Annotated in this window: 23 protein-coding genes; 8 read left to right on the forward strand and 15 right to left on the reverse strand. The window is 38.0% G+C overall.

Going from position 1 to position 25,113, the window contains the following annotated elements; genetic code table 11:
- Positions 1-77: 77 nt before the first annotated feature.
- Both pdxT and pdxS read right to left on the reverse strand, forming a co-directional pair.
- Positions 78-680 carry a pyridoxal 5'-phosphate synthase glutaminase subunit PdxT gene (gene pdxT, locus MKY30_RS01040; protein ID WP_156984940.1) on the reverse strand — a complete coding sequence of 201 codons (603 nt, stop codon included), beginning with the start codon at positions 678-680 and terminating at the stop codon, positions 78-80.
- Positions 681-710: 30 nt separating this feature from the next.
- Positions 711-1,601, reverse strand: a complete 891-nt coding sequence (gene pdxS / locus MKY30_RS01045) for a pyridoxal 5'-phosphate synthase lyase subunit PdxS (protein ID WP_341082573.1) — start codon at positions 1,599-1,601, stop codon at positions 711-713.
- A 114-nt stretch (positions 1,602-1,715) separates the two neighbouring features.
- Here pdxS and pdxR point away from each other — a divergent pair, with 114 nt between their 5' ends.
- Entirely contained in the window at positions 1,716-3,113 is a 1,398-nt protein-coding gene (gene pdxR / locus MKY30_RS01050) for a MocR-like pyridoxine biosynthesis transcription factor PdxR (RefSeq protein WP_156984941.1), read from the forward strand.
- Between the two features lie 444 nt (positions 3,114-3,557).
- Complete coding sequence (locus MKY30_RS01055; RefSeq protein WP_147210645.1) at positions 3,558-4,973, forward strand: alanine/glycine:cation symporter family protein; 1,416 nt, start codon at positions 3,558-3,560, stop codon at positions 4,971-4,973.
- Between the two features lie 51 nt (positions 4,974-5,024).
- On the opposite strand, the gene purU is transcribed toward MKY30_RS01055, so the two are convergent.
- A complete protein-coding gene (purU, locus tag MKY30_RS01060) occupies positions 5,025-5,924 on the reverse strand; it encodes a formyltetrahydrofolate deformylase (protein ID WP_147210646.1) in 900 nt (299 codons plus the stop codon).
- Positions 5,925-6,104: 180 nt separating this feature from the next.
- Positions 6,105-7,628 carry a TcaA 3rd/4th domain-containing protein gene (locus MKY30_RS01065; RefSeq protein WP_198048536.1) on the reverse strand — a complete coding sequence of 508 codons (1,524 nt, stop codon included), beginning with the start codon at positions 7,626-7,628 and terminating at the stop codon, positions 6,105-6,107.
- A gap of 187 nt (positions 7,629-7,815) precedes the next feature.
- Here MKY30_RS01065 and MKY30_RS01070 point away from each other — a divergent pair, with 187 nt between their 5' ends.
- A complete protein-coding gene (locus MKY30_RS01070; protein ID WP_156984943.1) occupies positions 7,816-8,286 on the forward strand; it encodes an Hsp20 family protein in 471 nt (156 codons plus the stop codon).
- A gap of 224 nt (positions 8,287-8,510) precedes the next feature.
- Here the strand turns inward: MKY30_RS01070 and MKY30_RS01075 are convergent, their stop codons facing one another.
- The 7 genes from MKY30_RS01075 to MKY30_RS01105 form a co-directional block, all read right to left on the reverse strand.
- Positions 8,511-9,473: a Gfo/Idh/MocA family protein gene (locus tag MKY30_RS01075; RefSeq protein ID WP_147210649.1), complete on the reverse strand. Its 963-nt coding sequence runs from the start codon at positions 9,471-9,473 to the stop codon at positions 8,511-8,513.
- A 177-nt stretch (positions 9,474-9,650) separates the two neighbouring features.
- Positions 9,651-10,601 (reverse strand): sugar kinase, encoded by a 951-nt coding sequence (locus MKY30_RS01080; protein ID WP_147210650.1) that lies wholly within the window; start codon positions 10,599-10,601, stop codon positions 9,651-9,653.
- Positions 10,602-10,655: 54 nt separating this feature from the next.
- On the reverse strand, positions 10,656-11,282 hold the full coding sequence (locus tag MKY30_RS01085; protein ID WP_147210651.1) for a bifunctional 4-hydroxy-2-oxoglutarate aldolase/2-dehydro-3-deoxy-phosphogluconate aldolase: 627 nt from the start codon (positions 11,280-11,282) through the stop codon (positions 10,656-10,658).
- Between the two features lie 56 nt (positions 11,283-11,338).
- The gene (locus MKY30_RS01090) at positions 11,339-12,343 is read right to left on the reverse strand and encodes a LacI family DNA-binding transcriptional regulator (protein WP_147210652.1); all 1,005 of its coding nucleotides are present in this window, start codon (positions 12,341-12,343) and stop codon (positions 11,339-11,341) included.
- A 251-nt stretch (positions 12,344-12,594) separates the two neighbouring features.
- The gene (locus MKY30_RS01095; RefSeq protein WP_147210653.1) at positions 12,595-12,906 is read right to left on the reverse strand and encodes a hypothetical protein; all 312 of its coding nucleotides are present in this window, start codon (positions 12,904-12,906) and stop codon (positions 12,595-12,597) included.
- Positions 12,907-13,059: 153 nt separating this feature from the next.
- Positions 13,060-13,743: a hypothetical protein gene (locus tag MKY30_RS01100; RefSeq protein WP_147210654.1), complete on the reverse strand. Its 684-nt coding sequence runs from the start codon at positions 13,741-13,743 to the stop codon at positions 13,060-13,062.
- Between the two features lie 446 nt (positions 13,744-14,189).
- Positions 14,190-14,474, reverse strand: coding sequence for a hypothetical protein (locus MKY30_RS01105; protein ID WP_147210655.1), 285 nt, complete (start codon positions 14,472-14,474; stop codon positions 14,190-14,192).
- A 173-nt stretch (positions 14,475-14,647) separates the two neighbouring features.
- On the opposite strand from MKY30_RS01105, the gene ppx reads away from it, so the two are divergent.
- Both ppx and MKY30_RS01115 read left to right on the forward strand, forming a co-directional pair.
- The gene (ppx, locus tag MKY30_RS01110) at positions 14,648-16,183 is read left to right on the forward strand and encodes an exopolyphosphatase (RefSeq protein ID WP_147210656.1); all 1,536 of its coding nucleotides are present in this window, start codon (positions 14,648-14,650) and stop codon (positions 16,181-16,183) included.
- A 191-nt stretch (positions 16,184-16,374) separates the two neighbouring features.
- A complete protein-coding gene (locus tag MKY30_RS01115; protein ID WP_147210657.1) occupies positions 16,375-18,456 on the forward strand; it encodes an RNA degradosome polyphosphate kinase in 2,082 nt (693 codons plus the stop codon).
- Between the two features lie 185 nt (positions 18,457-18,641).
- Here the strand turns inward: MKY30_RS01115 and MKY30_RS01120 are convergent, their stop codons facing one another.
- Complete coding sequence (locus MKY30_RS01120) at positions 18,642-19,445, reverse strand: MurR/RpiR family transcriptional regulator (RefSeq protein ID WP_147210658.1); 804 nt, start codon at positions 19,443-19,445, stop codon at positions 18,642-18,644.
- Between the two features lie 166 nt (positions 19,446-19,611).
- Here MKY30_RS01120 and menC point away from each other — a divergent pair, with 166 nt between their 5' ends.
- Positions 19,612-20,721, forward strand: a complete 1,110-nt coding sequence (gene menC, locus MKY30_RS01125; protein ID WP_147210659.1) for an o-succinylbenzoate synthase — start codon at positions 19,612-19,614, stop codon at positions 20,719-20,721.
- 331 nt (positions 20,722-21,052) lie between these two features.
- Positions 21,053-22,447 carry an L-cystine transporter gene (locus MKY30_RS01130; RefSeq protein ID WP_147210660.1) on the forward strand — a complete coding sequence of 465 codons (1,395 nt, stop codon included), beginning with the start codon at positions 21,053-21,055 and terminating at the stop codon, positions 22,445-22,447.
- A 73-nt stretch (positions 22,448-22,520) separates the two neighbouring features.
- On the opposite strand, the gene MKY30_RS01135 is transcribed toward MKY30_RS01130, so the two are convergent.
- The 3 genes from MKY30_RS01135 to MKY30_RS01145 form a co-directional block, all read right to left on the reverse strand.
- A complete protein-coding gene (locus MKY30_RS01135) occupies positions 22,521-23,285 on the reverse strand; it encodes an SDR family NAD(P)-dependent oxidoreductase (protein ID WP_147210661.1) in 765 nt (254 codons plus the stop codon).
- 101 nt (positions 23,286-23,386) lie between these two features.
- Entirely contained in the window at positions 23,387-23,749 is a 363-nt protein-coding gene (gene crcB, locus MKY30_RS01140) for a fluoride efflux transporter CrcB (RefSeq protein ID WP_147210662.1), read from the reverse strand.
- A 24-nt stretch (positions 23,750-23,773) separates the two neighbouring features.
- Positions 23,774-24,166, reverse strand: coding sequence for a fluoride efflux transporter FluC (locus MKY30_RS01145; RefSeq protein ID WP_147210663.1), 393 nt, complete (start codon positions 24,164-24,166; stop codon positions 23,774-23,776).
- A 203-nt stretch (positions 24,167-24,369) separates the two neighbouring features.
- Here MKY30_RS01145 and MKY30_RS01150 point away from each other — a divergent pair, with 203 nt between their 5' ends.
- A complete protein-coding gene (locus MKY30_RS01150) occupies positions 24,370-25,095 on the forward strand; it encodes a DUF3784 domain-containing protein (RefSeq protein WP_147210664.1) in 726 nt (241 codons plus the stop codon).
- Positions 25,096-25,113 lie beyond the last annotated feature (18 nt).

Consider the following 25,113-nt stretch of genomic DNA (forward strand, 5'->3'; position numbering starts at 1 on the left):
AATGCAGCTGAAATCTCCATTTTTTCAGGTTTTCTTTTTAATCTTTTAAGGTTTAAAACCATTGGAATTCCTTTTAATTAAATCATTAACACCGACTTCTCTCCCACCATCGAAAGAAATAATTCCAAGAACTGGTTATCATCAGTCAGTTCCGGATGAAAAGCCGCTACAAGTAAATTATCTTCTCTTGCAGCCACAATTTTATTATCATACGCAGCTAAAACCTCTACATTTTCTCCAACCGATTCAATATATGGTGCACGGATAAATACTGCCGGATAAGCTTCCTTTATCCCTTTTACATCTAAGTTTGCTTCGAAGCTGTCCTTTTGTCTGCCAAATCCATTTCTTTTCACCTGGATATCCATCAGCTTCAAGCTTACTGGTTCTTCTGTTTCCACCTGACTTTTACCAAGAAGCACAAGACCTGCACAGGTTCCAAAGATCGGCTTTTTTAATTGAGCGAATTGCTGAACAGCTTCAATAAGATTATTTTTCTTCATCAAACGCCAGATAGCTGTACTTTCTCCACCTGGAATAATTAATCCATCTACATTCTCCAGCATTTCTTTATTTTTAATAAGAATCGGCTCGTGTCCTAAATCACGCAGTTGACCGGCATGTTCCTCTGTTGCTCCCTGCATGCTTAGAATCCCGATCCTGTACTTGTTTCTACTCATGCTGTTCACCTCTTTCTCCTTCAACATCACTTAAAAACTGCGATCCTGCATTCTGTCTTCAGGACGTAGTGTTTTCATATCAATCCCTTTCATCGCTTCTCCTAAGTCCTTAGAAAGCTCGCCAATTTTTTGATAGTCCTGATAATACGTTGTCGCTTCTACAATAGAACGGGCAAATTTCTCAGGATTTTTTGATTTAAAAATGCCTGACCCGACAAAGACGCCGTCTGCTCCAAGTTCCATCATAAGCGCAGCATCAGCCGGAGTTGCTACACCGCCTGCTGCAAAGTTTACTACTGGCAGTCTGCCTGCTTCTTTAATCTGCAGTAAAATTTCGAATGGAGCGCCAAGGTTTTTAGCTTCTGTCATGAGTTCATCCTCGTTCATATGTACAATTCTTCTTATCTGCGATTGTACTTCACGTAAATGACGTACTGCTTCCACAATATTTCCTGTTCCCGGCTCGCCTTTTGTGCGCAGCATCGATGCACCCTCGCCAATCCGGCGGGCTGCTTCTCCTAAATCACGGCATCCGCATACAAATGGAACAGTGAATGGCTTTTTATCCAGATGGAATAAATCATCCGCCGGCGTAAGCACTTCACTTTCATCAATATAATCCACACCAAGCGACTCCAGCACACGTGCTTCCACAATATGACCAATACGAACCTTCGCCATAACTGGAATAGATACAGCTTCCATTACTTCCTCTACAATGCTTACATCTGCCATTCTCGCAACGCCCCCGGCAGCACGGATATCAGATGGAACCTTTTCCAATGCCATTACTGCAACAGCACCCGCTTCTTCTGCGATTTTTGCCTGTTCCTTGTTGACAACATCCATAATCACGCCGCCTTTTTGCATTTGCGCCATTCCTCTTTTTACACGTTCTGTACCTGTAACTCGATCTGTCATGTTATTTCCCCCTAGATTCTTTACTGATTTTTTATTATTATAAAAATAATATGACATGAATGAAAGTGCCAATTTTATATATTTTAATGAGGTCAGATTTAAAGGAGGGGGAAAATGGATCTATTATCTGTCCATTTAGATGAAACGATAAGTACACCTTTATATGAACAGCTTTATGAGTTTATAAAACAGGAAATTGTGGAGGAGCGGCTTCCCTATGGGCAAAAGCTGCCTTCTAAGCGTAAACTCGCCAACCATTTAGAAGTCAGTCAAAACACTGTAGAAACAGCTTTTGAACAGCTTGTGGCAGAAGGATATATTACATCACGCCCGAGAAAAGGGTTTTATGTCCTGGCACATGGAGATTTAGAATTTGTGGAGCATCCAATAAAAAAAGAAGATCCTAAACTTGAGAAGGAACCAGCAATTTTATTTGATTTTTCTCCAAATAAAATTGATACCGAAGCATTTCCTTTTTCCCAGTGGAGACGTCTGAACAGACATGTTATTGATGAAGTGAATCATGATTTACTTTTACTTGGCAATCCTCAAGGAGACAAGGAGCTGCGTGAAGCTATCGCACACTATGTGTATCACGCACGCGGGATTGACTGCGATCCAGATACAATTGTTGTAGGAGCAGGGATTGAGGTTTTAATGCAGCAGCTTCTTTCTTTACTGCCAGGCTCAACTATATTTGGAATTGAAGATCCCGGCTATCAATTGATGGTGAAATTAATTACACATTTTGGTTTTTTAGGACGAGCCTTAGATATGGGTGAAGAAGGGGTTTCTATTGAAGCAGTCCGTCTTTTAGAGCCTGATTATATCTATGTAACTCCTTCCAATCATTTCCCATATGGAACAGTTACTTCTATCAACCGGCGTAATCAGCTATTACAATGGGTAAATGAAGCAGAGAACAGATTTATTATCGAGGATGACTATGATAGTGAATTTCGATATGTAGGGAAAACAATTCCTCCCATGAAAAAAATGGATTTTAATGACCGGGTTATTTATTTAGGCTCCTTTTCCAAATCATTAATTCCATCTTTGCGGATCAGTTATATGATTTTGCCAAAAACATTATTAGAGCAGTATCGAAGCAGACTTTCCTTTCATCATTCTACGGTTTCACGAATTGACCAGCACGTACTGGCACACTTTATTCAGGAAGGATATTTTGAAAAACATTTGAATCGGATGCGAAAAATCTACAGGAAGAAATTTGAGTTCGTACAGCAGCTTTTCGAGACTTATAAGCCTTCTATCCAGCTTTTGGGCGAACAATCCGGTCTCCATGTCGTCTGTGAAGTACGAAATGGATTAACGGAAGAAGAGATAATGAAAAGAGCCGTCCAACAAAGAATCAAGCTTTATCCAATCTCCTATTATGCATCTAAAAATGTTGTTGTCTCACACCCGCAATTTGTGATCGGTTTTGCAGGAATGAAGGAACGGGAAATAGAGAAAGCAGTACAACACCTTATTACTATCTTTCAGCCATAAAGGAAACTCTCAGTAAGACCAAATAAAAAAACTTTGGTATGACCGCCTTCTAATGAGACTGATACCTAGTTTATTTTTCCATCATAAAATCTATAATAATTTTAAGCATTTGCATAGTGTAGAAGAAACTTCTTCATCTATAAGTTTTCTTTATGGATAAGAAGTTTTTTCATTGCTACAAAACACTCTTACTTCTATGAATTTTTACAATTATTCCCCTCTTTAAAAATTAATGGAACTATTATAAATCTGTGCTATAATGTATTGTCTTTATCTAATACTATCAGTGTACAGTATTACATTCCTTGACATTTTCATCAGCTTAGAAATTCCTTACAAAGCAAGGTACCCTATGCAGTGTTAATTTTACCTTGCTTCATTTCTAATATTCCCGCAGATTTACACAGCAAAAGAAGCAGTCTTCAACCAGAAAGGAAGATAATAATGGATTTTATTTATACAATTTTAAATCATTTTAATGATTTTATCTGGACTTATATCCTGATTGTCGTATTAATTGGAGTAGGACTTTACTTCACTTTCAGGACTGGATTTGTCCAATTTCGTTTATTGCCGGAAATGTTTCGTACTGTATTCGACAAACGTTCTTATGATGCATCTGGTACGAAGGGAACTAGTTCTTTTCAGGCATTTGCAATCAGTGCCGCTTCCCGGGTAGGTACAGGAAATATGGCAGGAGTGGCAACGGCGATAGCTTTAGGCGGTCCTGGTGCTTTATTTTGGATGTGGCTTATCGCCATTATCGGTGCAGCATCCGGGTTTGTAGAAAGCACATTAGCACAGCTTTACAAAGAAAAAGATAATAATCAATATCGCGGCGGTCCTGCTTATTATATGGAAAAAGGTATGAATAAACGCTGGCTGGGAATTATTTTTGCGATTATGATTACCTTCACCTATGGATTTGTATTCAGCTCGGTACAGTCAAATACAATAAGTATCGCATTCGATTCACAATTTAACGTCCGCCCGATCTGGATTGCCATTATCCTGACAATCCTGACAGCAGCAGTTATCTTTGGCGGTTTAAAAAGTATTGCCAACGTCTCACAAATTATTGTTCCATTTATGGCAATTATTTACGTCGGGCTTGCATTGATTATCGTTATATTAAATATCACTGCAATTCCTGATATGTTTGTATTAATTTTTGAAAATGCATTTGGTATCCGTGAGGTTGCCGGCGGAGGCTTCGGAGCTGCTATTATGCTGGGTATCCGTCGTGGACTTTTCTCCAATGAAGCTGGAATGGGAGCAGCACCAAATGCTGCAGCAACTGCTGATGTGAGTCATCCCGTCAAACAAGGATTAGTACAAGCATTAGGTGTTTTCTTTGATACACTGCTTGTATGTACTGCCACTGGTTTAGTTATTCTGTCTGCAGGCGGTTTTGCCGGCAGTGATGCAGATGGAATTGCTTTAACACAAACAGCCTTCACACAAATGTTAGGAGGCTGGGCTGGTATATTTATTGCTATCTCTGTTTTCTTATTTGCTTTTACATCTATCCTTGGAAATTACTACTATGGGGAAAACAATCTGGCTTATATTAAAAATTCCAAGGTATTGATTTTTCTATATCGAATTGCTGCAATACTGATGGTAATCTTCGGTACATTCGCATCCTTTGATCTTGTCTGGCTATTGGCGGATATTTTTATGGCATTGCTTGCCTTACTAAACCTATTTGCCATCACAGCCTTGTTTAAAAAAGCCAATATTTTATTAAAGGATTACATGAAACAGCGGAAAGAAGGAAAAGATCCTGTATTTTATAAAGACATTTTAGATGACCAGTCCGGCATTGAATGCTGGGAACGCGAAACAGAAAAGAATTAATTATTTTTAAAACAAAGAGGTGGAATCAATTGGATTCCACCTCTTTGTTTTTTATTCAAATACAATTGTTTTATTTCCATATACGATAATACGATCTTCTAAATGCCACTTAACAGCCTGTGCCAGCACCCGGCGTTCAATGGACTGTCCAATCTTCTTCAAATCATCGACATTATGCTCATGGCTGACAGGCTCTGTTCCCTGCTCAATAATTGGCCCCTCATCTAAATCATTTGTTACATAATGGGATGTTGCACCAATCATTTTCACTCCTCTTTCAAAAGCACGTTCATACGGCTTTGCCCCGATAAAAGCGGGCAGGAAAGAATGATGGATATTAATAATTCTGTTTTTAAATACCTCAACAAATGTCGGCGAAAGGATTTGCATGTATCTTGCAAGAATGATTAGATCAATGTCATAGTCCTCTAAAATTTCTTTTTGCTTCGCCTCTATCTCTTGTTTTGTTTCTTTTGTAACCGGCAAATGATAAAAGTCAATTCCTAATGCTTCAACCATTTCCCGAGAATTTTCATGATTGCTGATAACCACTGGAATATTTGCCATTAAGTCCCCGCTTTGCCATTCCCATAGAAGCTCTAATAAGCAATGCGGCTCTTTGGAAACAAAGATAGCAATATTTTTCAACTCATGAACAAGGCTTAAACGCCATTCCATTTGAAAGCGTTCTGCTACCTCCTGGAATTCCTTCTTCAGCTTTTCAACATTTGTTCCCGGCTGATATTCAAAATCAAGGCGCATAAAAAATTCTCCGCCTTTTGGATTTACTGTAAACTGGTTAGATGAAACAATATTTGCCTGCTCATTCCATAAAAAAGTAGAAATTGCAGAGACAATGCCCGGCTGATCAGGACATTTAATGATTAATCTTGCTCTATTTTCATAACGGTCTTTATAAAAATCTGCCCGTTTATCTGTGTACATATTCACTGTCTGACTTCCTCGCTTCTATATTATTCGTAGAGTATAGATTAGCGGATAAGTGGCTGTCAGGTCAAGTTTTTTTATACAAATATTCAGTATGATCTTTTTCTAACTGCTTCCTTATCAAATATATAAGAAGCTGGAGAACATCGATTCAGATATTCTCCAGCCCCTACGCTTTATATTTTATTCATCCTCTTCATCGTCTGCGTCATCACTGCTTGAACCTGAAGCTTCATATACTTCTCCTGATCCATCATATAATTGGAACTCTGTTGCTGTAGTGTAGCTGGAATCATATAATCTTTCAGCTATCCACTTATCGTCCTGATATCTGATTTCAAGCAGGAGCGGCAGAGCGCCTTCTTCCTGGTCAGCTCCTTCTTCCAATGCACCTGTCACATATAATTCCACCGGCACCTCAAAATAAGGTCCATCATCACTGTACGTATACATTTCTTCTAAATCTGCAAAGCTGATACCAACCTCATCTAAGCTCCCTTCAAAGTAAAGCTCATCTGAAAAATATTCAAAATCAAATTCCATATCCTCTTTTACATAGTCTGATACGTATTCCATGTTAGAAGTATCATGATTCGCAATAGCTGCAATATATTCCTCAGCAAACTGGACAACGGAATCTGCCATATCCTCTTTAATTGTATCATTAAAGAAATCAATATTTACATCAACGAACCGGTCATCAATAGCAACAGGGTCCATTTCCATTGCTCCCCACGGCGTTTCAACATTTGTGTCTAATGTTAATGAGCCGTCTGTCAATATAGGACCGATATCAACAGAGTATTCTGTAAGATCAATTTCTACCGGCTGGCCGTCTATTGTAAAGGTGATTTCATCATACGGTAAATTTGTCTCCAGATTCGGATAGATAGTGACCTCTGATACATCAAATTCCAAAGAAGATGAATTATAATAATCAGCTAAAACCACTGTCTGCTCCTTTTCTAAATCTCCAAAATCTGTGCTTATCTTACTTATTGCCTCGTAAGCTCCTGGTGCAATTGGGCCGTATTCTATGGAATAGCTTGTTTGTTCACTGATATCAAACTCTTTCCCATTAAAGGTTGTTTGAACATCTTCTAAGTCAGAGTTGATAGATACATATTGCGGCTCCAGTTCAATAATATACTGCGTAAAGACAAGCATTCCTTTTTCATCTGCTTCTTCTACAGAAAAAAGAGTGCCATCAGATATTACCCGTTCCGGACGGTTCTCATTGATATTCACATTTCTGTGATTTTCTCCTGCCAGCTGTGCCAATGCTTTTGCCTCTTCTTCAGAAATTTCATTTCCATTCATACGTACAAGACTATGTAATTCATCTGCATCCTCTTCTACTAAAGCTTCTACAAATCTTTCAACAACTTTTTCTTCCGCGTAATACGAATTACCCCAAATATAAAATCCAATTCCAGCAATTGCTAAGACACCTGCAAGACTAAAAATCAGTTTTTGCTTTTTTGATAGCGGCTTCTTTTCTTTTGGCGTTTCCTGTCCGTACTGTGTTGAATTTTCTGATTTATCCTGCGAGGTTGATACCTGCGATTCTGCTTGATTATTTGTTGCTGCCTGTTCTTTTTGAGACTCACTTTCTGAAAGGATTTTATTTACTTTTGCTCCACAATTCTTACAAAACATAGCCCCTTCCGAAATGGGGTTCCCACATTCTTTACAAAAATCGCTCAATTTTTTCTCTCCCTTATTTTTATATTTCTCCTTATCCAGCTTATGTATTTCTGATATAGATAAAATAAGATAATTTATAATGATTTCAGATTAGATATACGGTTCTTTTTTTGCACACGGCTTTTACCCTGCCTGCATAGAATAGTTTTATCACGAAAATCAAAAGTTAGATAAAGGAGGTTTGTTGATGGATTCTAATAAGCATGATTCTCATTCTGATAAAAGAAAAGTATTCCCTGAGAACTGGAATATTGATTTTGCCCCCTTTCAACAATTTATGGATCGAATGGATAATTTATTTTCACGTTCTTTTAAATCCTTCCAGGGTCAGATACTTAATGATTTTCCCGCAGAAATAATCGAAGAAGAAAACAACATTTATGTAAAAGCAGAGGTTCCCGGATACCGCCGTCAGGATATTCGAATTGAAATGATAGGTAACCGTATTAAAATAAAATTAGAGAAGAAAGAAAGCCTATCATTAAGCACAGATACGAAGAACATTGATAAAACATCCATCCAGCAAAAAGAACGAATTATCACACTCCCTTTTAATATACCAAAAAATAGCACAACAGCAACCCTTGAAAATGGAATTTTAATCATAAATATTCCGAAACAATCCATATCATCCCATTTTATAGATATTGAAGAATAACGCACATTCAGAATTATATGCAAAAAGTCCTCCATAAATGATGAAAAAATCGCCGTATAGTAAGTCTATACGGCGATTAAGTTTATATTTTATTATGGACAATCTCTCCTCAGGAGAAGATTGAGAATTCCTGCGGAAGGTTGTCCCGATTGAAGATAGCAGACATTTGCTGATTAGATACGGAAAAACTATTTCCTTTATTTCTTGATTAACTCAGGACGGGCTTACAACCCTGCCTGGGCACGTGCGTCTTCTAAAACCTCAGCAACTGCGATAGTATGATTTATTAATTCATCATACGATTTTTTATTATTCTTTTTGATGATTTTATTAAAATAAATAAACTCATAAGCAAGTCGTGCGCGGTCCTGTTTTACAGAAATATCCTTTGTTTTTCCATCAATTGTGATTTTTACATTATTCACGCCATTTGCACCGGGCTTAATATACATATACCCGTCCTCTCCCTGAATGGAAACAAAATTTTCCCCTGTAGTGTCCTTTGAGCCAACACAGCTTGCTTGAAATCCAGAATAAGAGAGTAAAGCAATCCCTGAGGTATCTATCCCATTTTCAAATAAATTTGCTTTATATGTCACCTCTGTCGGCTTACCAAACAAACGCAATACAAAATGGAGATTATAGATATTAATATCAGATAATGCACCGCCAGCAAATGCAGGATCAAACATATTTGTTACCTCGCCAGCTTTTAATTGATCGTAACGGCTGGAATATTGGCTATAATTACATTGAATTAGCCGAATTTGTCCTAACCGTTCAATATGATTGGACAGCTCTAAAAAGTTAGGTAAGAACAGCGTCGGGATTGCCTCAAAAATAAACACATTATTCTGTTCCGCTGCTTCTTTTAATTTTTTTGCATCCGCTGCATTCGGTGTAAATGGCTTTTCACAAATCACATGCTTATGGTTCTCCACAGCTTGGAGCGCCTGCTCTGTATGCAGCTTATTGGGGGAAGCGATATATACGGTATCCATCTCCTCATCAGCAAAAAAATCTTCAAGGGATGTATACGTTTTAGGAATTTGATACTCTCCAGCTAATTCATCAGCTGTTTCTTGTTTTCTGGAATATGCAGCAACACAAGTTACTTCTTCAATCGGTTCAATTGCCCGTAACATTTCCTGAACAATTTTACCCGACCCAATTGTGCCCAGTTTCATACTAATCAACCTTTCTTGTTTATCATTTTAAACAATTGATAGCTTTACTAAAAGCATCCTTTTATACAATTTATGCAAAAAATGCTTACCCTTATCATAACATAGAATGCAAGTCATCTTCAGAAAAATCGTAAAAATTACCGCCTGCTGCAATCCCTAACCCTTTTTGAAGACATTTTACCGTTCTACTTTCTCTATTTCGCCAAGCCTTTCCTGCACATCCTCGTAATACGGCAAACCCTCATTATCTCCGGTAATACTTACAACCATAGAGCCAATTGTATTTGCGAAATGGAGGGAGCGTTCTAAATCCCAATCATGCAAATAACCATATAAAAAACCGGCATTAAATCCATCACCTGCACCGACTGTATCCACAACCTTTGTTGCCTTCACAGGATCTGCATATATGAGCTGTCCCTGATGGTATCCGGCAGATCCATGTTCTCCGCGTTTTACAATAATAGTTGGAATTCCAATTTCTTTTGTTTTTTCAATGATTGCTTTAGGATTACTTTCTCCAATAATAATATCCATTTCTTCATCTCCGGCAAGCAAAATATCCACATGTGGAAGGATATCTAATAAAACTTTTCTTGCTTCTTCTTTTGTCCACATTTTTAAACGGATATTTGGATCAAAAGATACTTTCACTCCATGTTTTTTGGCAAGCCGGATTGATTCCATCATGACATTTAAATTATCTCCCCCGATGGCAGGGAAAATTCCTGTGATATGGAGCACACGTGCATTTTTAATATAAGATTCATTTAATTCCTCCGGCTTCATCGTCAGCGTTGGTGATTTGTCCCGATAATAAAATGTCTGTACATTACCATCCTCCATAATTTCTTTAAAATACACAGAAGTAGGGTAACCTTTTACAAGCTTAAGCTCAGACGTATCAACCTGCTCTCCTCTGGCAAATGTGCGGATAGATTTTCCAAATTCATCATTACCCAGTCTGCTGATAAAACCCGTTTTTAATCCTAACCGGGAACAGCCAATCGCCAGGTTTAATTCTGCACCGCCAATATTTTTCTGGAAACCGTTAACAAATTTCATCGGCCCTTTTATATCTGGATTAAAGACAACCATTGCTTCTCCCATACTAATTACATCAATCATTTCTCTTCCTCCCAGCAGAAATTCTATAAGTATCTGTTTGTTGATAAAAATTTATTATTTTGTTAATGCAATAAATTCCTTTGCCCGTTCAGTTAAAGCATGATAATCATCTTCCGTTTTTAGTTTAGATGCATCTACTAAATTACTGCCGAGACCAACTGCTGCACTCCCGTTTCGGAGATAGTCTTTTAGATTATCCTTAGTAATCCCTCCTGTAACCATTGCCGTTACATGCGGAAGCGGCCCAAGAATATTCTTGATATATCGAGGTCCGGCTGCTTCAGCAGGAAATACCTTCACCATGCGGGCACCATGCTCATATGCTGTCAAAATTTCTGTTGGTGTAAAAACGCCCGGAATATGCTCCACTCCATACCTTTGACATAACTGTAACGTATCTTTATTTAACGTTGGTGCAACAACAAAAGAGGCACCTGCTAAAATTACAGCTCTTGCTGTTTCCGGATCTAATACTGTTCCAGCTCCCACCTTAACCGACTCGTCGGCGTTAGCAGCTGCTTCTGCGATAATATCATTGACATTTGGTGTTTCTGCAGTAATTTCTACATGGTGAATACCTCCTTGTGCCAAAGCATCCAGTATAGGCACAATATTATCCTTGTTAGATTTCCTGATAACAGCAACCACTTTTTCCCGTTTAATTCCTTCTATAATATTCATCAAAAACTCCTCCTTTTTAAGCTTGTCCATCTTTCTGTTTTCTACTGATAATTTTCTTAGCAGGACTCTCTCCGATTCAATGCTGGTTCAAACCGGATTATTTTGGAACGATGCTGTTTGTTCGGCTCTAGAATTAAAGTAAATAAAATCTCCGCTGCTCTTCTCCCCATTTCAAACGCCGGTTGTGAAATAGTTGTTAAAGGAGGGGTATAAAACGCAGCAAATGATACCTCATCCACACTAATTACAGCAACATCTGAAGGTATCTGCAGCTTTTCCTTTTTCAAAAAGGATAGTACCTCATGCAAGGTCAGGTCATTCATTGCAAAAATAGCATCCGGTCTTTCTTTTTGCTGAAACAGTTCCTGCAGCTTTTCCTTAATTTCTCTGATTTCTCCATTAATCGTTGAGAGCTTCAGCATATGGTTATCTTCTTCCTGTACTTTTTTGATAAATTCCTGCGCTCTCTCAACTCTCGGAGTAACCTGATGTGTAAAAGGAGGACCAACCATTGTTATATGCTTGTAGCCTTTGTGCATTAACTCATCTGCTGCAAGGGCTGCGGCTTTTTTATTATCTAATAGAATTGTATCGACCTTCAGCCCCTCGACAATCCGATCCATAAATACAATTGGGTATCCTTCCTCTGTCAGCTGTTGATACAGTGCTACATTGCCACCGGTTGGAAAAGCAATTATCCCGTCCACCTGCTTTGCTTTCAACATTTCAATATACTTCTTCTCTTTCTCCGGCTGATCATCTGCATTGCACACAATAAGGTGAAAATCCTTTTCATGGCATAAATCTTCAATCGCCCGAATAACCTGAGTTGAATATACATGAAGTATATTGGCTACAATGACACCAATGGTTGTTGAAGACTTTTGCTTTAGGCTTCTGGCTACCATATTGGGCTGATAGTTCAATTCCTTTACAGCCTGCTCCAGCTTCGTTCGGGTTTCTTTGCTCATATATTCAAATCTTCCGTTTAAATACTGCGAAACAGTACTTTTAGATACCCCGGCTTGCTTGGCAACATCTGTCATTGTTATTCTTTTCATCTGCTTCACCTATTAAAAATTATTTTAAAACGAACCTTACTAAATCGGTTTAGTAAACCGATTTAGTATAAGTATAAACAAATTGAAAACGTTTTACAAGTATTAATTGAATTACCTCATTATATCCTGGATAAAATCAAATCTATGTATTTTCTAAGGATACATAGATTTGATTCCCTTTACCATTAAAAATTTCCTTTTCTCCAGACCTAATCACCTTACAGCGCTAAAGCTTAGCATTCCTTTTAAATCTAAATAGATTGATTTCCTCCCCAATATGGAGCTGGATATCCATATGGCTCAGAGCTATAACGCGGGAAATTATCAATAGCCATCCCTGTGATTACTCCACCTAGAAACGGTATTCCGTATTGAAAGACCGGGTTTCCATAATACGGACCTCCAAATCCCGGACCAATAAGACCAGGGCCAAAAAAACCTGGTCCATAAAATCCTGGACCAAAAAATCCCGGACCCCATCCTGGTCCTCCAAAAAAGAGTCGGGAATCCATATTACTCTGATGATTCATCTGATTAGCGGGAAGCATATGTGTCTTATCCATTTCATGCTCACTCCTCTTTCTTTTTATCCAATCCTCTTTTAGTGTATGTGTTCACCCAGAAAATGAGTGGGCTTGGCTTTGCTATGCGAAAAATAGAGTTGTTCCATATTTATGCAAAATAAAAACTGCCAAATGGCAGTCTTAAAATTATCATTACTTATAAGTTGTTTCTTTCTCATAATAAATACCAACAGATTTTTTAGCTGTCCCGGTCTTGCCGTTTGGATGAGCTGGACTTACGACAGTATAAGAAACCATTTGATATATTAATTTTGAGTTAAGCTGGACACTTTCTACCTTTTTATTGTTGACTTTTTCAGGGACTGTATAAGATCCAGAGAATGATACAGTATAAGAACCTGTAACGTTAAAGCCAACTATCATAGAAATAATTGATGCATTTAAGCCAGAGTTTCCAGAGTAAATGGCCGGATAACTATTACTATCATTAAGATGGATAGTTATTCCCGAATCACTGACAACGCTATTAACTGCTGGGCCAAATTTGTTACTTCGTTTTAAAAATTTTATTTTTGAATTACCGTACTTATACCATTCTCCCGGTAATCGAACAGCTTGTAGAGGTAACATATTCTCTTCTTTAGGTATAACTTGAACTCCTGAAACGGACTCGTCATTAAGAAATTCTGTTACTTTTGCTTCTAATTCTTCTTTACTCTCAAAATCTTCATAGTACAATTCAATCGGGTTTGTAAATTCGCCAATCAATACATCCTCATCATCAAGTTCGATTTCCTCGTCTTCGGCTAATTCATCACCAAGTATGAGCTCATCCCTATCATACAAATCTTCATCTTGTGATTCAGCATTTGCCAAAGTAAAGGGAGCTATTGCTAAACACAAACAAAGAAAGATTTAAATAAATTCCGATTCATCAGCATCTTTCCTTCTGTCACGAATTTTTAATCAATAACTTTTTGTAAGCCATTACTTAATTATATATCGAAGCAGGAAGTTGTAACGAAAATTTCAGAATATATGAGAATATTATTTCATTTCACAAATTGTTCAAGCAGGTTTTAAGCTCTAGTTATTTAATAAAATATTCATTATCAAATAAAGATAAGCTTGTCCTTTTTTTAAAGCTTTAGATTAGAAAAGGCTGCGAAGTTTTTTCACATAAAAAAGTCCAAACTGTGATATGACATGCCCCCCATACTGGACTTTCACACTTGGATAGTCGTCATAACTGATATATCCATAAAAAGTAAGCAGAAATTCTCTGCTTACCTTTTCAGTAGATACTATAAACAGATCTATTATCAATAAGGATAATAACTATACGGCGGATACGGATAATAAGGAGGATACGGGTAAAATGGCGGTGGTCCCCCTGCACCATCAAGCAATAGTCCTGTTGCCAGCCCTCCCAGAAACGGGACCCCAAATCCCAAAACAGGATTGCCAAAAAAAGGTCCTGGACCATGATGATAAAATGGACGCCTGGTATCATAATTATATATGTGATTGTTAAATCCGGCATCGTTATAAAATTCATTTGGATACATTGCCTGCTGATTTCCTGAATGTAAATTTATTTCATTCATTCTATTACTACACTCCTCTCCCGATTGCTTCCTACCATGTTATGCATCCACCCAGAAAATGATAATCAAATTATTCCCCTTTTTCTGATAATACCACTGACTTTTAGACTTCTTCCGCTAAAAAATATGGTAAACTGAAAAAAAGAAGCGATGAAAAAACAGGAGGCGGAAAAATGAAGACACAGAATTATGCCATTATTGATATCGGCTCAAACACAATGCGTTTAGTTATTTACGAAAAAACAAAGAGCAACCGTCTGAAAGAAATAGAGAACGTCAAAGCCTCCTCCAGGCTGCGAACTTTTTTAGAAGAAGATAATACATTAAACCAAGCAGGAATTGACCGTTTAATAGATACACTGAAAAGTTTTCAGGAAGTGCTGGCAACCTATACACTGCAAGACACAATTTGTGCGGCTACTGCTGCTATCCGGCAAGCCGTGAATAAAAAGGAAATTGAAACACAAATCGTGCAAAAAACAGGATTGAATATCCGAATTTTAAGCGAAGAAGAAGAAGCCTACTATGGTTATTTAGCTGTTGTCCATTCCACCTCACTGAAAGAAGGAATTACAGTAGATATTGGAGGCGGCAGTACCGAGGTTACCTATTTTGAGAATCGTGAATTAAAGGACTCACACAGTTTTCCTTTTGGTGCGCTTACTTTAAAAGATTTCTTTAAAAAATCCATTCCGACTACAGAAGAACTCACAACACTGCGCCAATATTTAAGGGAACAATTTGCAACACTTCCATGGCTTAAGGATAGAGAAGTGAAATTAGTTGCTATCGGTGGAAGTGCTAGAAACCTGGCACAAATTCATCAAAATCTGGAGTCTTACCCATTAGCAGGGCTGCATGAGTATCAGATGTTTCAAAAGGATATTATAGAAGTAAGCAGTTACTTAACCTCGTTAAAACCATCTAAATTAGCAAAAGTAGAAGGTCTCTCTAAAGATAGGGCGGATATTATCATTCCGGCAATTGAAGTCTTTCACTGTCTCTATCAGACGATCCAGGCAGAAAGCTTGATTTTAAGCCGGAAAGGATTACGGGATGGCGTTTTATATGAACATTTAGCAAAAGAGTCTGATTCCTCCCTCTATCCGAACGTTCTGGAAGAAAGTATACAAGAGCTTGTAAATGATTATGATCTGGATCGAAAACATATCCGGCATGTCCAGAATTTAACTGAGCAGGTGTTTGATTTTTGTAAAGAGAATGGGCTTATTCAATTAGACAAGCAGGACCGCAAACTGCTTAAAATGGCGAGTTTTTTATTTAATCTTGGCGAATATATTGATTCCGAATCAAGTCCTCAGCATACTTTCTATCTCCTTGCCAACCGTACCATTGATGGTTTGGAGCATCGGGAACGTGTGAAGCTTGCACTTGTTGCATCTTTTAAAAACAAAACTGTTTTTAATCAATTCATCCAGCCATATAAGTCATGGTTTTTAAAAGACGAGCGGAGGAAGCTGTTGGAGCTGGGTTCTTTATTAAAATTCACCTACTGTCTGGATGCTACCAGAAGGCAAATCGTAGACCGGATTGATTTTAAATTAAAGAAAAAGAACATTCTTATCCGAGTATATACAAAAGCAAATGCAATGCCGGAAGAATATCAGGCAGAAAAGCAGAAAAAACATCTTGAAAAAGCCATTGGTAAAGATGTTGAATTAGAATTTATCGCAGATAGCCAAATGTAAAATCTCTGCTGAGTGATGTTTCATTTTATTACTTTTACGAAATGGTTTATTTATCTATTTTTGTAAGGAGGTATGTACCCAATACACCTCCAGTAACCCAGGATTGTTCACACAAATTTTACACCACTTTAACATACTTTATATAGAGAAAGCTTATGATATATATAGGACTATAAAAGGGATGGTGTTCTATGGGTCAACATACAAAAACAGCCAGCTCACCTGCCTCTTACAATAACAGGGAGCTGAGCTGGCTCTCATTTAATAAACGCGTATTAGAAGAAGCAGCTGATTCAGGTAATCCATTACTCGAAAGGCTGCGGTTTTTATCTATCTTTTCATCAAATCTGGACGAATTCTTTATGGTTCGTGTAGCCGGGTTAAAGGATCAGGTAAAGGCAGGATTTAACCGTCCTGATGACAAATCGAATCTGACCCCCAAGCAGCAGCTCTCTGCTATCGCATCCTTTAATCATAATCTGGTAGAACAGCAATACAGGCTGTATAAACAGTTACAGGAGCAATTAGAAGAAGAACAGATTCAACTTTTTCAAATGGGTGATTTATCAGCAGAAGAAATATATTCTCTTGAGCAATATTTTGATGAGCAGGTTTATCCAATTCTTACACCGATGGCAATCGATGCCTACCGCGCTTTTCCTATGCTGTTAAATAAATCTTTAAACCTTGCCATTCAATTAAAGGATGAATATGAACAAGAACAGCTTCATAAAAAAACAGCTATTGTTCAGGTACCTGCTTTACTGGATCGCTTTATCCGGATTAATAACGAGCATCACCATTATGTTTTATTAGAAGATGTCATTCGTTATTTTATTCATAAGCTCTTTAAAGGATATCGTGTTATTTCAACAAGTACTTTCCGCATTACACGAAATGCAGATATGAATATCCATGAAGACAGTGCACATGACTTATTGAAAGAAATTGAAAAAGAGCTGAAAAAGCGAAAATTCGGAGCTGCTGTCCGCCTTGAAATGAATAGTATGGAACAGGATCCGAATATTACCCCGTTTCTGCTTCATGAGCTGGAAATTCATGAAAAGGATCTGTACATTGTTGATGGACCACTTGATTTAACGTGCCTAAATGATTTCTATAATCAAGTAAAGCATGACCATGAGCAGCTTATTTATGAAACCTTCATCCCGCAGCCTGCACAAGATATTCATGAGGACGAGACTGTATTCGAAGCAGTCAGAAAAAGAGATCTCTTTCTCCACCATCCTTACGAATCATTTGAGCCGATTGTTGATCTTATGCGGGAAGCTGCTGATGATCCAGATGTACTGGCAATTAAGCAGACGCTCTACCGTGTCAGTGGAGATTCTCCGATTATTGCCAGTTTAAAGCGAGCGGCTGAAAACGGAAAACAAGTAACTGTTCTGGTGGAATTAAAAGCGCGGTTTGATGAAGCAAATAATGTAGAATGGGCCAAGCAGTTGGAAATAGCCGGCTGTCATGTTATTTATGGAATGATTTCTTTGAAAACGCATAGTAAAATCACGTTAATTGTACGTAAACAGGATAATCGGATTGAACGTGTTGTCCATCTTGGGACTGGAAATTATAATGATCAAACCGCCAAATTCTATACCGATATGTCTTATTTAACTACAAAAAGAAAATTTGGGGTTGATGCGACAAATTTCTTTAATTATTTGAGCGGATATACGGAGAAGCCTGCTTTTCATCATCTTTCCATGGCGCCTTTTGATATCCGTAATGATTTATTAGAGTATATTGACCGGGAGATTAAGTTTCACAAGCAGTTTAATAATGGCCGGATTATTGCTAAAATGAATTCTCTAACAGATAAATCCTTAATCAAAAAGCTTTACGAAGCTTCACAGGCTGGCGTTCAAGTTGATTTGATTGTCCGGGGGATATGCTGTCTGCGTCCCGGTATTCCAGATATAAGCGAAAACATTCGTGTAATCAGTATTGTCGGCCGCTTTTTGGAGCATAGCCGGATTTATTACTTCCACCATAATGGTGAAGTGAATATATTCTTATCCTCTGCAGATTTAATGACACGAAATATGGTTAAACGTGTGGAGCTCATGTTCCCAATCTTCGAAAGACGTATTAAGGAACGTATTTCTTCTATTCTGGATTTGATGCTGCATGATTCCGTAAAAGCAAGGAAGCAGGCAAATGATGGGACGTATTCCTATGTTATCTCTAATGATAATAGTACGTTAAACAGCCAATTAAAGTTATTTGAACAGGCAATGGATGTTTTTGTGTAGAAATGCAAAAATGCAACGGCGTAATAGAAAATCAAAGGCAGTTTAAAACTAACCTTTGATTTTCTATTTTTATTCCAGCCAAACATATTCCTAATGTCCCTGATTAAATTTTTCCATCCGATTCATTAACGCTTCTTCATTAAACTTCATCTCAAGGTAATAAAGTTTATGCTGCAATACAAAAATCATTTGATAAAGTAATTAAATGTCGGTGTCTTTTTCCCTTTGTCCGCTACTCCTCGAATGATTTTGTCTATTATCGCATTAATAAGAGATAAACTGACGGGTCCTTTCTGTAACAGAGAGTCTCCAGAATGTGCGGTATGAACAGGAAGTGTTATATCTGCAAATGGTACCGTCGGAGCAGCTAAAGAATCTGTAATGACAATCACTTTAATTCCTTTTCGCTGCGCATCTTTTGCTAATTGGATCGTGTCTACAGCATAGCGGTAGAAAGAAAAAACAATTAATGATGATTTTTTAGGTAAAAAATCCAGTACCCCTGCGTCACTTTCCGGTCGAAATAGACTGACGTTTCCTATAATGTAATTTAAGTTAAAGTATAGCCAATGTGCATAGCTATAGGAATGATAATATCCTGCGATGACAATCTGTTCACTTTGTAAAATTGTATCGGCTACTTTTTCTAATTGTCCCGCATCCAGCTGTTTATGCAGCCAACGGAGGTTCTCTATGTCTGCCTCCACAGAATCATGGAAAGTACTTTCAGCCGTTTCTTCTGCTGCTTGTGATAGATTTAAGAGCTCATTTCTTACTTCCTTCTGTAATTCAGCATAGCCTTTGTAGCCGAGAGCGTTACAGAACCGGAGCACCATCGTTTCACTGACATTAATCATTTCTCCAACCTTTTTTGCCGGATGTGTCGCAAAGGCAATTGGTTCATTTAATAAATAATCAGCAACCTTTTGCAGCCCCTTTGTTAAATTGGGCCAATATGCTTTTATACGCTCTTGATATATAGTTTCCATTCCATCCCTCTTTTGAAGTCTAAACAATTATTTTATATTGCTATAAAGTATAGACTTCATTATAATAGAATGCAATGTATGAATATACACGATAATGAAATAAGAATCAGTTATTATATTATTTAAGAGGTAATTTACTAGCAGTTACCAAAAAGGAGTTCTTCTCATGAAAATAATAGAAATTACAATGCACCGCATGAATATGCGAATGAAAAATCCATTTACAACAAGCTTTGGAACAGAACAGGATCGTGAATTTATTATTTTGGAAGCAAAGGATGAAGATGGAACTATTGGCTGGGGCGAGTGTGTCACATCCGAGTCCCCTCTTTATATTGAAGAATTTACAAAAGCTGCCTGGGTTATGCTGGAGGAATACTTAATTCCCCTTACACTGGGGCGTGAATTTAGCCATCCGGATGAGCTTACTGATTTATTCGAACCCTTCAAGCGCAATAATTTGGCAAAAGCAGCTATCGATGCCGCAGCCTGGGATATTTATGCCAAACAGCAAGGTATTTCCCTGGCACAGGCAATCGGCGGTTGCAGAACTGATATCGAGGTTGGAGTCAGCCTTGGGATTGAGGATGATATAGAAAAGCTTCTTAACAATATCAAAGAGAAAACAGAGGAAGGCTATAAGCGGATAAAAGTAAAAATTAAGCCCGGTAAAGATGTCGAGGTTGTTGAACAAATCCGCAAGCAATTTCCTGATATTCCGCTGATGGTTGATGCTAACTCAGCTTACACACTCGACGATATGGAAACACTGAAAAAACTGGATCCATTTAACCTTATGATGATTGAACAGCCTTTAACAGCCGGCGATTTAATTGACCATGCCGAGCTGCAAAAGCATATTAAAACACCAATTTGCCTGGATGAAAGCATTCATTCCTATGATGATGCAAGACAGGCGATTCAACTCGGCAGCGGAAAGATTATTAATATGAAGGTCGGCCGCGTCGGTGGAATTACAACAATGAAACGAATTCATGAACTATGTAAAGAAGCGAATGTACCAATGTGGTGTGGAGGTATGCTTGAATCCGGTGTAGGACGTGCACATAATATCGCAGTTACCTCGCTTTCTACATTCACACTGCCTGGAGATACTGCCGCTTCTTCCCGTTATTGGGAGGAGGATATTATCGATCCTGAGGTATATGTCAAAGATGGAATCGTACAGGTCCCTGCTTCCCCTGGAATCGGATATGAAGTTAACCGTGAAAAATTAGCAAAATACACTGTGGAGAAAAAAACCTTTAAGCAATAAAAACCAATAAAAGATGAGCTGTAAAAGATGTTTATCCCTTTTGAAAAGGAAAAATTATCTCACAGCTCTTCTTTTTTTGTCTTCGTTTAAATGTTATTTTAAAAATAGTACATATTAAGTACATAAGAGTTTTATGCAAAGGAATAAAAACTAACTGACTCCTGTAAATCGGCAATAGAAATAGTCAATATCCCATTATCTGCATATGATTAAAAAATAAGTAAAATATTGAAGCAACTAACTTGAAATCATAATTGAATCAATGTATAGTTTAATCCGTATTATTTTCATTGGATTTATTGGAAACATTTAATAAGGAGGATAACACCAAATGGATACTTGGTTTATAGTTTTAAATATTATTGTTTTACTTGCATTAATTGGTTTATTAATCTATATGCAGAAAAAACATGTCTCGTTTGCAAAGCGTGTATTTACAGGGATGGGGCTTGGAATTGTTTTAGGAGCTCTTTTTCAGGTTATTTATGGCGAAGGCTCAGATATTCTCACAGGAACTCTTGATTGGTACGGCATTGTAGGGAGCGGTTATATTCGTTTCTTAATGCTGATTGTTGTTCCATTAGTTATGGTTTCGATTATTCGTGCCATTATTAATCTAAAGGAAACAAAACAGCTCGGGAAAATGGCCGGCTGGGTAATTGGTGTACTTATTTCTACAACACTTGTTGCAGCAACACTTGGGGTTATAACCTCTCTTGTCTTCGATTTGAATGCAGAACAAATCGAAGCAGGTCATGAAGAAACAGAACGTGGTGCTACAATGGAGGAAAATTTTGAATCCATGGAAGAAGAAACGACACCACAGCGAATTATTAACTTTATTCCAAATAATATTTTCTTAGATATGACTGGGGAACGTTCGACATCTGTTATTGCAGTAGTTATTTTCTCTGTCCTTGTCGGAATAGCAACCCTTGGAGTAAGCAGAAAGCAGCCGGAGCAGGCTGAACGTTTTACAAAAATGGTTAATGCCGTATTTGCAATTGTAATGCGGCTTGTAACACTCATTTTACGTTTAACTCCGTTTGGAGTATTAGCATTGATGACGAACATGGTTGCAACGACAAACTTTGCAGGTATTGTACAGCTTGGTAAATTTGTAATTGCATCCTACGCAGCAATGATTGTGATGGTTCTTATCCACATGCTTATTATTAGCGGATTCAGATTAAACCCTGTTACTTTTATGAAAAAAGTATTTCCGGTATTGGGATTCGCTTTTACGTCCCGTTCCAGTGCAGGTGCCATTCCTTTGAACGTCACTGCACAAAAAGAAGCTTTAGGTGTAGATGATGGGGCTGCCAATATGTCAGCATCCTTTGGAGCAACAATGGGGCAAAATGCATGTGCAGGTATTTATCCTGCGATGCTTGCTGTTATGATTGCACCAACTGTTGGCATTGATCCAACCTCTCTTGACTTTATTGTACAGCTTGTATTAATTACAGCTATCAGCTCATTTGGTGTCGCCGGTGTCGGTGGCGGAGCAACATTTGCAGCGATTATCGTTCTGTCCTCTATGGGACTTCCAATCGCTCTGGCCGGTTTGCTTATTACTGTTGAGCCGCTCATTGATATGGGCCGTACAGCTGTCAATGTTAATGGCAGCATGGTCTCAGGTACTGTAACTTCCAAAGTGCTCGGAAACCTGGATGAAACGAAATTTAATGATAAAAATGCGGTTGTTGAAAATACCGGCATTTAAATTTTTCAATATAAATAGCAGCTATCTCCAGGAATTATAGAGATAGCTGCTATTTTTTTATTATGTGATTATGCTAGTCTGCCTGCATTCCTCCGTCCACATTATATAGTGCTCCATGTACAAACGAAGCTTCATCAGATGCCAGAAAACGTACGATTTGCGCAACCTCCTCAGGTGTACCGAACCTTCCAACTGGAATCCCCTGCTTAATGGCTTCTCCTGATTTCTCCGGCTCTCCAGGTGTTAAATTATTTTGAATATCAGCAAGCATCTGTGTATCAATTGCTGCAGGTGCTACCGCGTTTACACGAATTCCTGCCGGAGCAGCTTCCAATGCCGCGGTCTTTGTTATGCCTGCAACAGCATGTTTGGAAGCTATATAGCCCACCATTCCTGCAGAACCGATATATGCAGCGTTTGATGCTGTATTAATAATACGTCCATGCCCCTGTTCTTTCATTTGCGCAAGAACATGTTTCAGTCCCAAAAATACACCTGTTACATTAATAGACATAATCTGTTCAAAAGCGTCCTTCTCTAAATCTGTAATTTCTGCAACAGGTCCATTTATTCCTGCATTATTAAAGAAAACATCAATTCTTCCAAAATGACTAACCGTTTCCTGGACATAATTTTTCACATCGGATTCATTCGTTACATCCGCTTGAATAATAGCAACATTTTCCGGATTTGATGTGAGGGATTGCATTGCCTTCTCTAAGGATGATTCGTTAATATCAACTAGAACAACTTTGGCACCTTGATCCAAAAACAATTTTGCAGTTGCTTGACCAATTCCTCCTGCCCCGCCAGTTATCAGCACAACCTTATCCTGCATTAACATCTCTCCTCATTTTTTTATACATTTCATCTTCTATTTTATGATGGCGCTTCCATAAACACAAATAATCCGTTCAGCTAATTACATGTACGAAGTAATCAGCTAAATAAATGCACCATTGTTATCCCGATCCATACCGCTACAATACTTAATATGACAGATGTTATAACATATCGAAAAGCAATTTGCCACTGCTTATCCATCAGCAAATCAATAACTTCCTTCCCAAATGTAGAAAATGTTGTATACCCGCCGCAAAAGCCTACTCCTAAAAGAAGCCAAAGCTGTGAGGATAAATCAAGACCATATAAAATACCCAACAAAAATGAACCTGTCATATTAATTAGCCAGGTTGCAACAGGGAAGATGATTCTTTTTTCAGCCTTTAACGGCTTTATATATTCACTAATTATGTACCGTAATAATGCGCCAATTGCACCGCCGAGACCTACTAAAATCACAGGGACAACGCTCCTTTATATTTTTTATATTTCTTCCTTAAATTTTCGGGTCTTCCTTAACTGGGAATAAACAGCTCTTGCTGCCCAGACACCTGCCCCTGCAAAAGCAATTCCCACAGCCAGACTTATTCCAATATAAAGAAGAGCCATTGGCAGATTAAGAAGCAGCACATCTAATGCAAAGGTAGAAAACGTCGTAAAAGCTCCCAAAAAACCAGTGCCAAATGTCAATGCCCATACTTGACGGTCCTGTCTGGAAAGTGAAACAAGTGTAAGCAGAAATCCTAAAAAGAAGCAGCCTATAATATTTACCGCAGCAGTAGCTAAGGGAAATGGCTGCTCACCAAACCACAGACCGATTTCATAGCGGGCCATCGCTCCAAAAAAAGCGCCAACCATTACAAATAGACAATTCACCTAATCACCTGACCTTTATCCGTACATCATTTAATACAATTAAGAGTATATACAATTTAATCCTAACTGACGGAGAAAGCAAGTATTTTTGAAGGTACCGCCTTCACTTTTCGCGAAAAGTTTATTTCCCGTCATATCATTGAAACTTTTCGAGCCTTTCCCTCGTAATTAAAGTGCAAAGAAAAAATGGAGGGACGCACCCTATGGAATATTTATACGGAATTCAAATTTTCTTAATTCTTATGTTTTTCTTTTTCAGTTACCTCATTTTAATACGCAAAAACTATTATTTAATCAGCGGATTCAAGTCGAGTACGGCTGCAGAGCAGCAAAAGATGATCCAGGCAGGCTATCCACGTGCTGCCGGTAAGATGATGCTGCATGTAGCTATTGTTTTAACAATCGGTTTCCTGCTGCAGCTCTTGCACGTTCCTTATGCAATTGAGGGTTCTTATGTAGTTATGCTTATTGTTTTATTTATTGAAACCTTTTTGATGATGAAAAAGGTGAAAAGAAAATCTCAAAAGATAAACAAAACAGTTTTAATGTTATCTCTTATTTTAGTCATTATCGTTTTTGCTATCCCATTTATGCCGAACACACTGGAAATAAATAGGGACTCCTTTGAAATATCAGGCTTGTATGGTGAAGAATGGACGTTTTCAGATATTGAAGATATTTCCCTGTATGATGAGCTTCCTGAAGTTATGATTCGTACAAATGGCATTTCTTTATTTGGAAAACATCTTGGGAAGTATCATTTGGAGGGCTTAGGAGCCGGTAAATTATTTCTCCGTTCAAATGAAGCTCCTTTTATTGTCGTCCGCACGAAAGACAGCTTTGTCATTATGAATACAAATCAGTCTGATAAGACATTGGAGTCCTATCATCAGCTGGAGCAAGCCATTCAGCAGAATACCGATAATTAATAAAAGCTGCCTGAAGTT

The sequence above is a fragment of the Oceanobacillus sp. FSL W8-0428 genome, from assembly GCF_038004405.1.
GTDB lineage: Bacteria > Bacillota > Bacilli > Bacillales > Amphibacillaceae > Oceanobacillus > Oceanobacillus sojae.

Coding starts and splice junctions, on each gene's coding strand:
- MKY30_RS01070 (WP_156984943.1), top strand. CDS start 7,816: ATGGATTCTAATAAGCATGATTCTCATTCTGATAAAAGAAAAGTATTC.
- MKY30_RS01120 (WP_147210658.1), bottom strand. CDS start 19,445: ATGGAAACTATATATCAAGAGCGTATAAAAGCATATTGGCCCAATTTA.
- pdxR (WP_156984941.1), top strand. CDS start 1,716: ATGGATCTATTATCTGTCCATTTAGATGAAACGATAAGTACACCTTTA.
- MKY30_RS01075 (WP_147210649.1), bottom strand. CDS start 9,473: ATGAAACTGGGCACAATTGGGTCGGGTAAAATTGTTCAGGAAATGTTA.
- MKY30_RS01055 (WP_147210645.1), top strand. CDS start 3,558: ATGGATTTTATTTATACAATTTTAAATCATTTTAATGATTTTATCTGG.
- MKY30_RS01135 (WP_147210661.1), bottom strand. CDS start 23,285: ATGCAGGATAAGGTTGTGCTGATAACTGGCGGGGCAGGAGGAATTGGT.
- MKY30_RS01130 (WP_147210660.1), top strand. CDS start 21,053: ATGGATACTTGGTTTATAGTTTTAAATATTATTGTTTTACTTGCATTA.
- MKY30_RS01105 (WP_147210655.1), bottom strand. CDS start 14,474: ATGAATGAAATAAATTTACATTCAGGAAATCAGCAGGCAATGTATCCA.
- menC (WP_147210659.1), top strand. CDS start 19,612: ATGAAAATAATAGAAATTACAATGCACCGCATGAATATGCGAATGAAA.
- MKY30_RS01085 (WP_147210651.1), bottom strand. CDS start 11,282: ATGAATATTATAGAAGGAATTAAACGGGAAAAAGTGGTTGCTGTTATC.
- MKY30_RS01090 (WP_147210652.1), bottom strand. CDS start 12,343: ATGAAAAGAATAACAATGACAGATGTTGCCAAGCAAGCCGGGGTATCT.
- pdxT (WP_156984940.1), bottom strand. CDS start 680: ATGAGTAGAAACAAGTACAGGATCGGGATTCTAAGCATGCAGGGAGCA.
- pdxS (WP_341082573.1), bottom strand. CDS start 1,601: ATGACAGATCGAGTTACAGGTACAGAACGTGTAAAAAGAGGAATGGCG.
- MKY30_RS01080 (WP_147210650.1), bottom strand. CDS start 10,601: ATGATTGATGTAATTAGTATGGGAGAAGCAATGGTTGTCTTTAATCCA.
- MKY30_RS01115 (WP_147210657.1), top strand. CDS start 16,375: ATGGGTCAACATACAAAAACAGCCAGCTCACCTGCCTCTTACAATAAC.
- MKY30_RS01150 (WP_147210664.1), top strand. CDS start 24,370: ATGGAATATTTATACGGAATTCAAATTTTCTTAATTCTTATGTTTTTC.
- ppx (WP_147210656.1), top strand. CDS start 14,648: ATGAAGACACAGAATTATGCCATTATTGATATCGGCTCAAACACAATG.
- MKY30_RS01095 (WP_147210653.1), bottom strand. CDS start 12,906: ATGGATAAGACACATATGCTTCCCGCTAATCAGATGAATCATCAGAGT.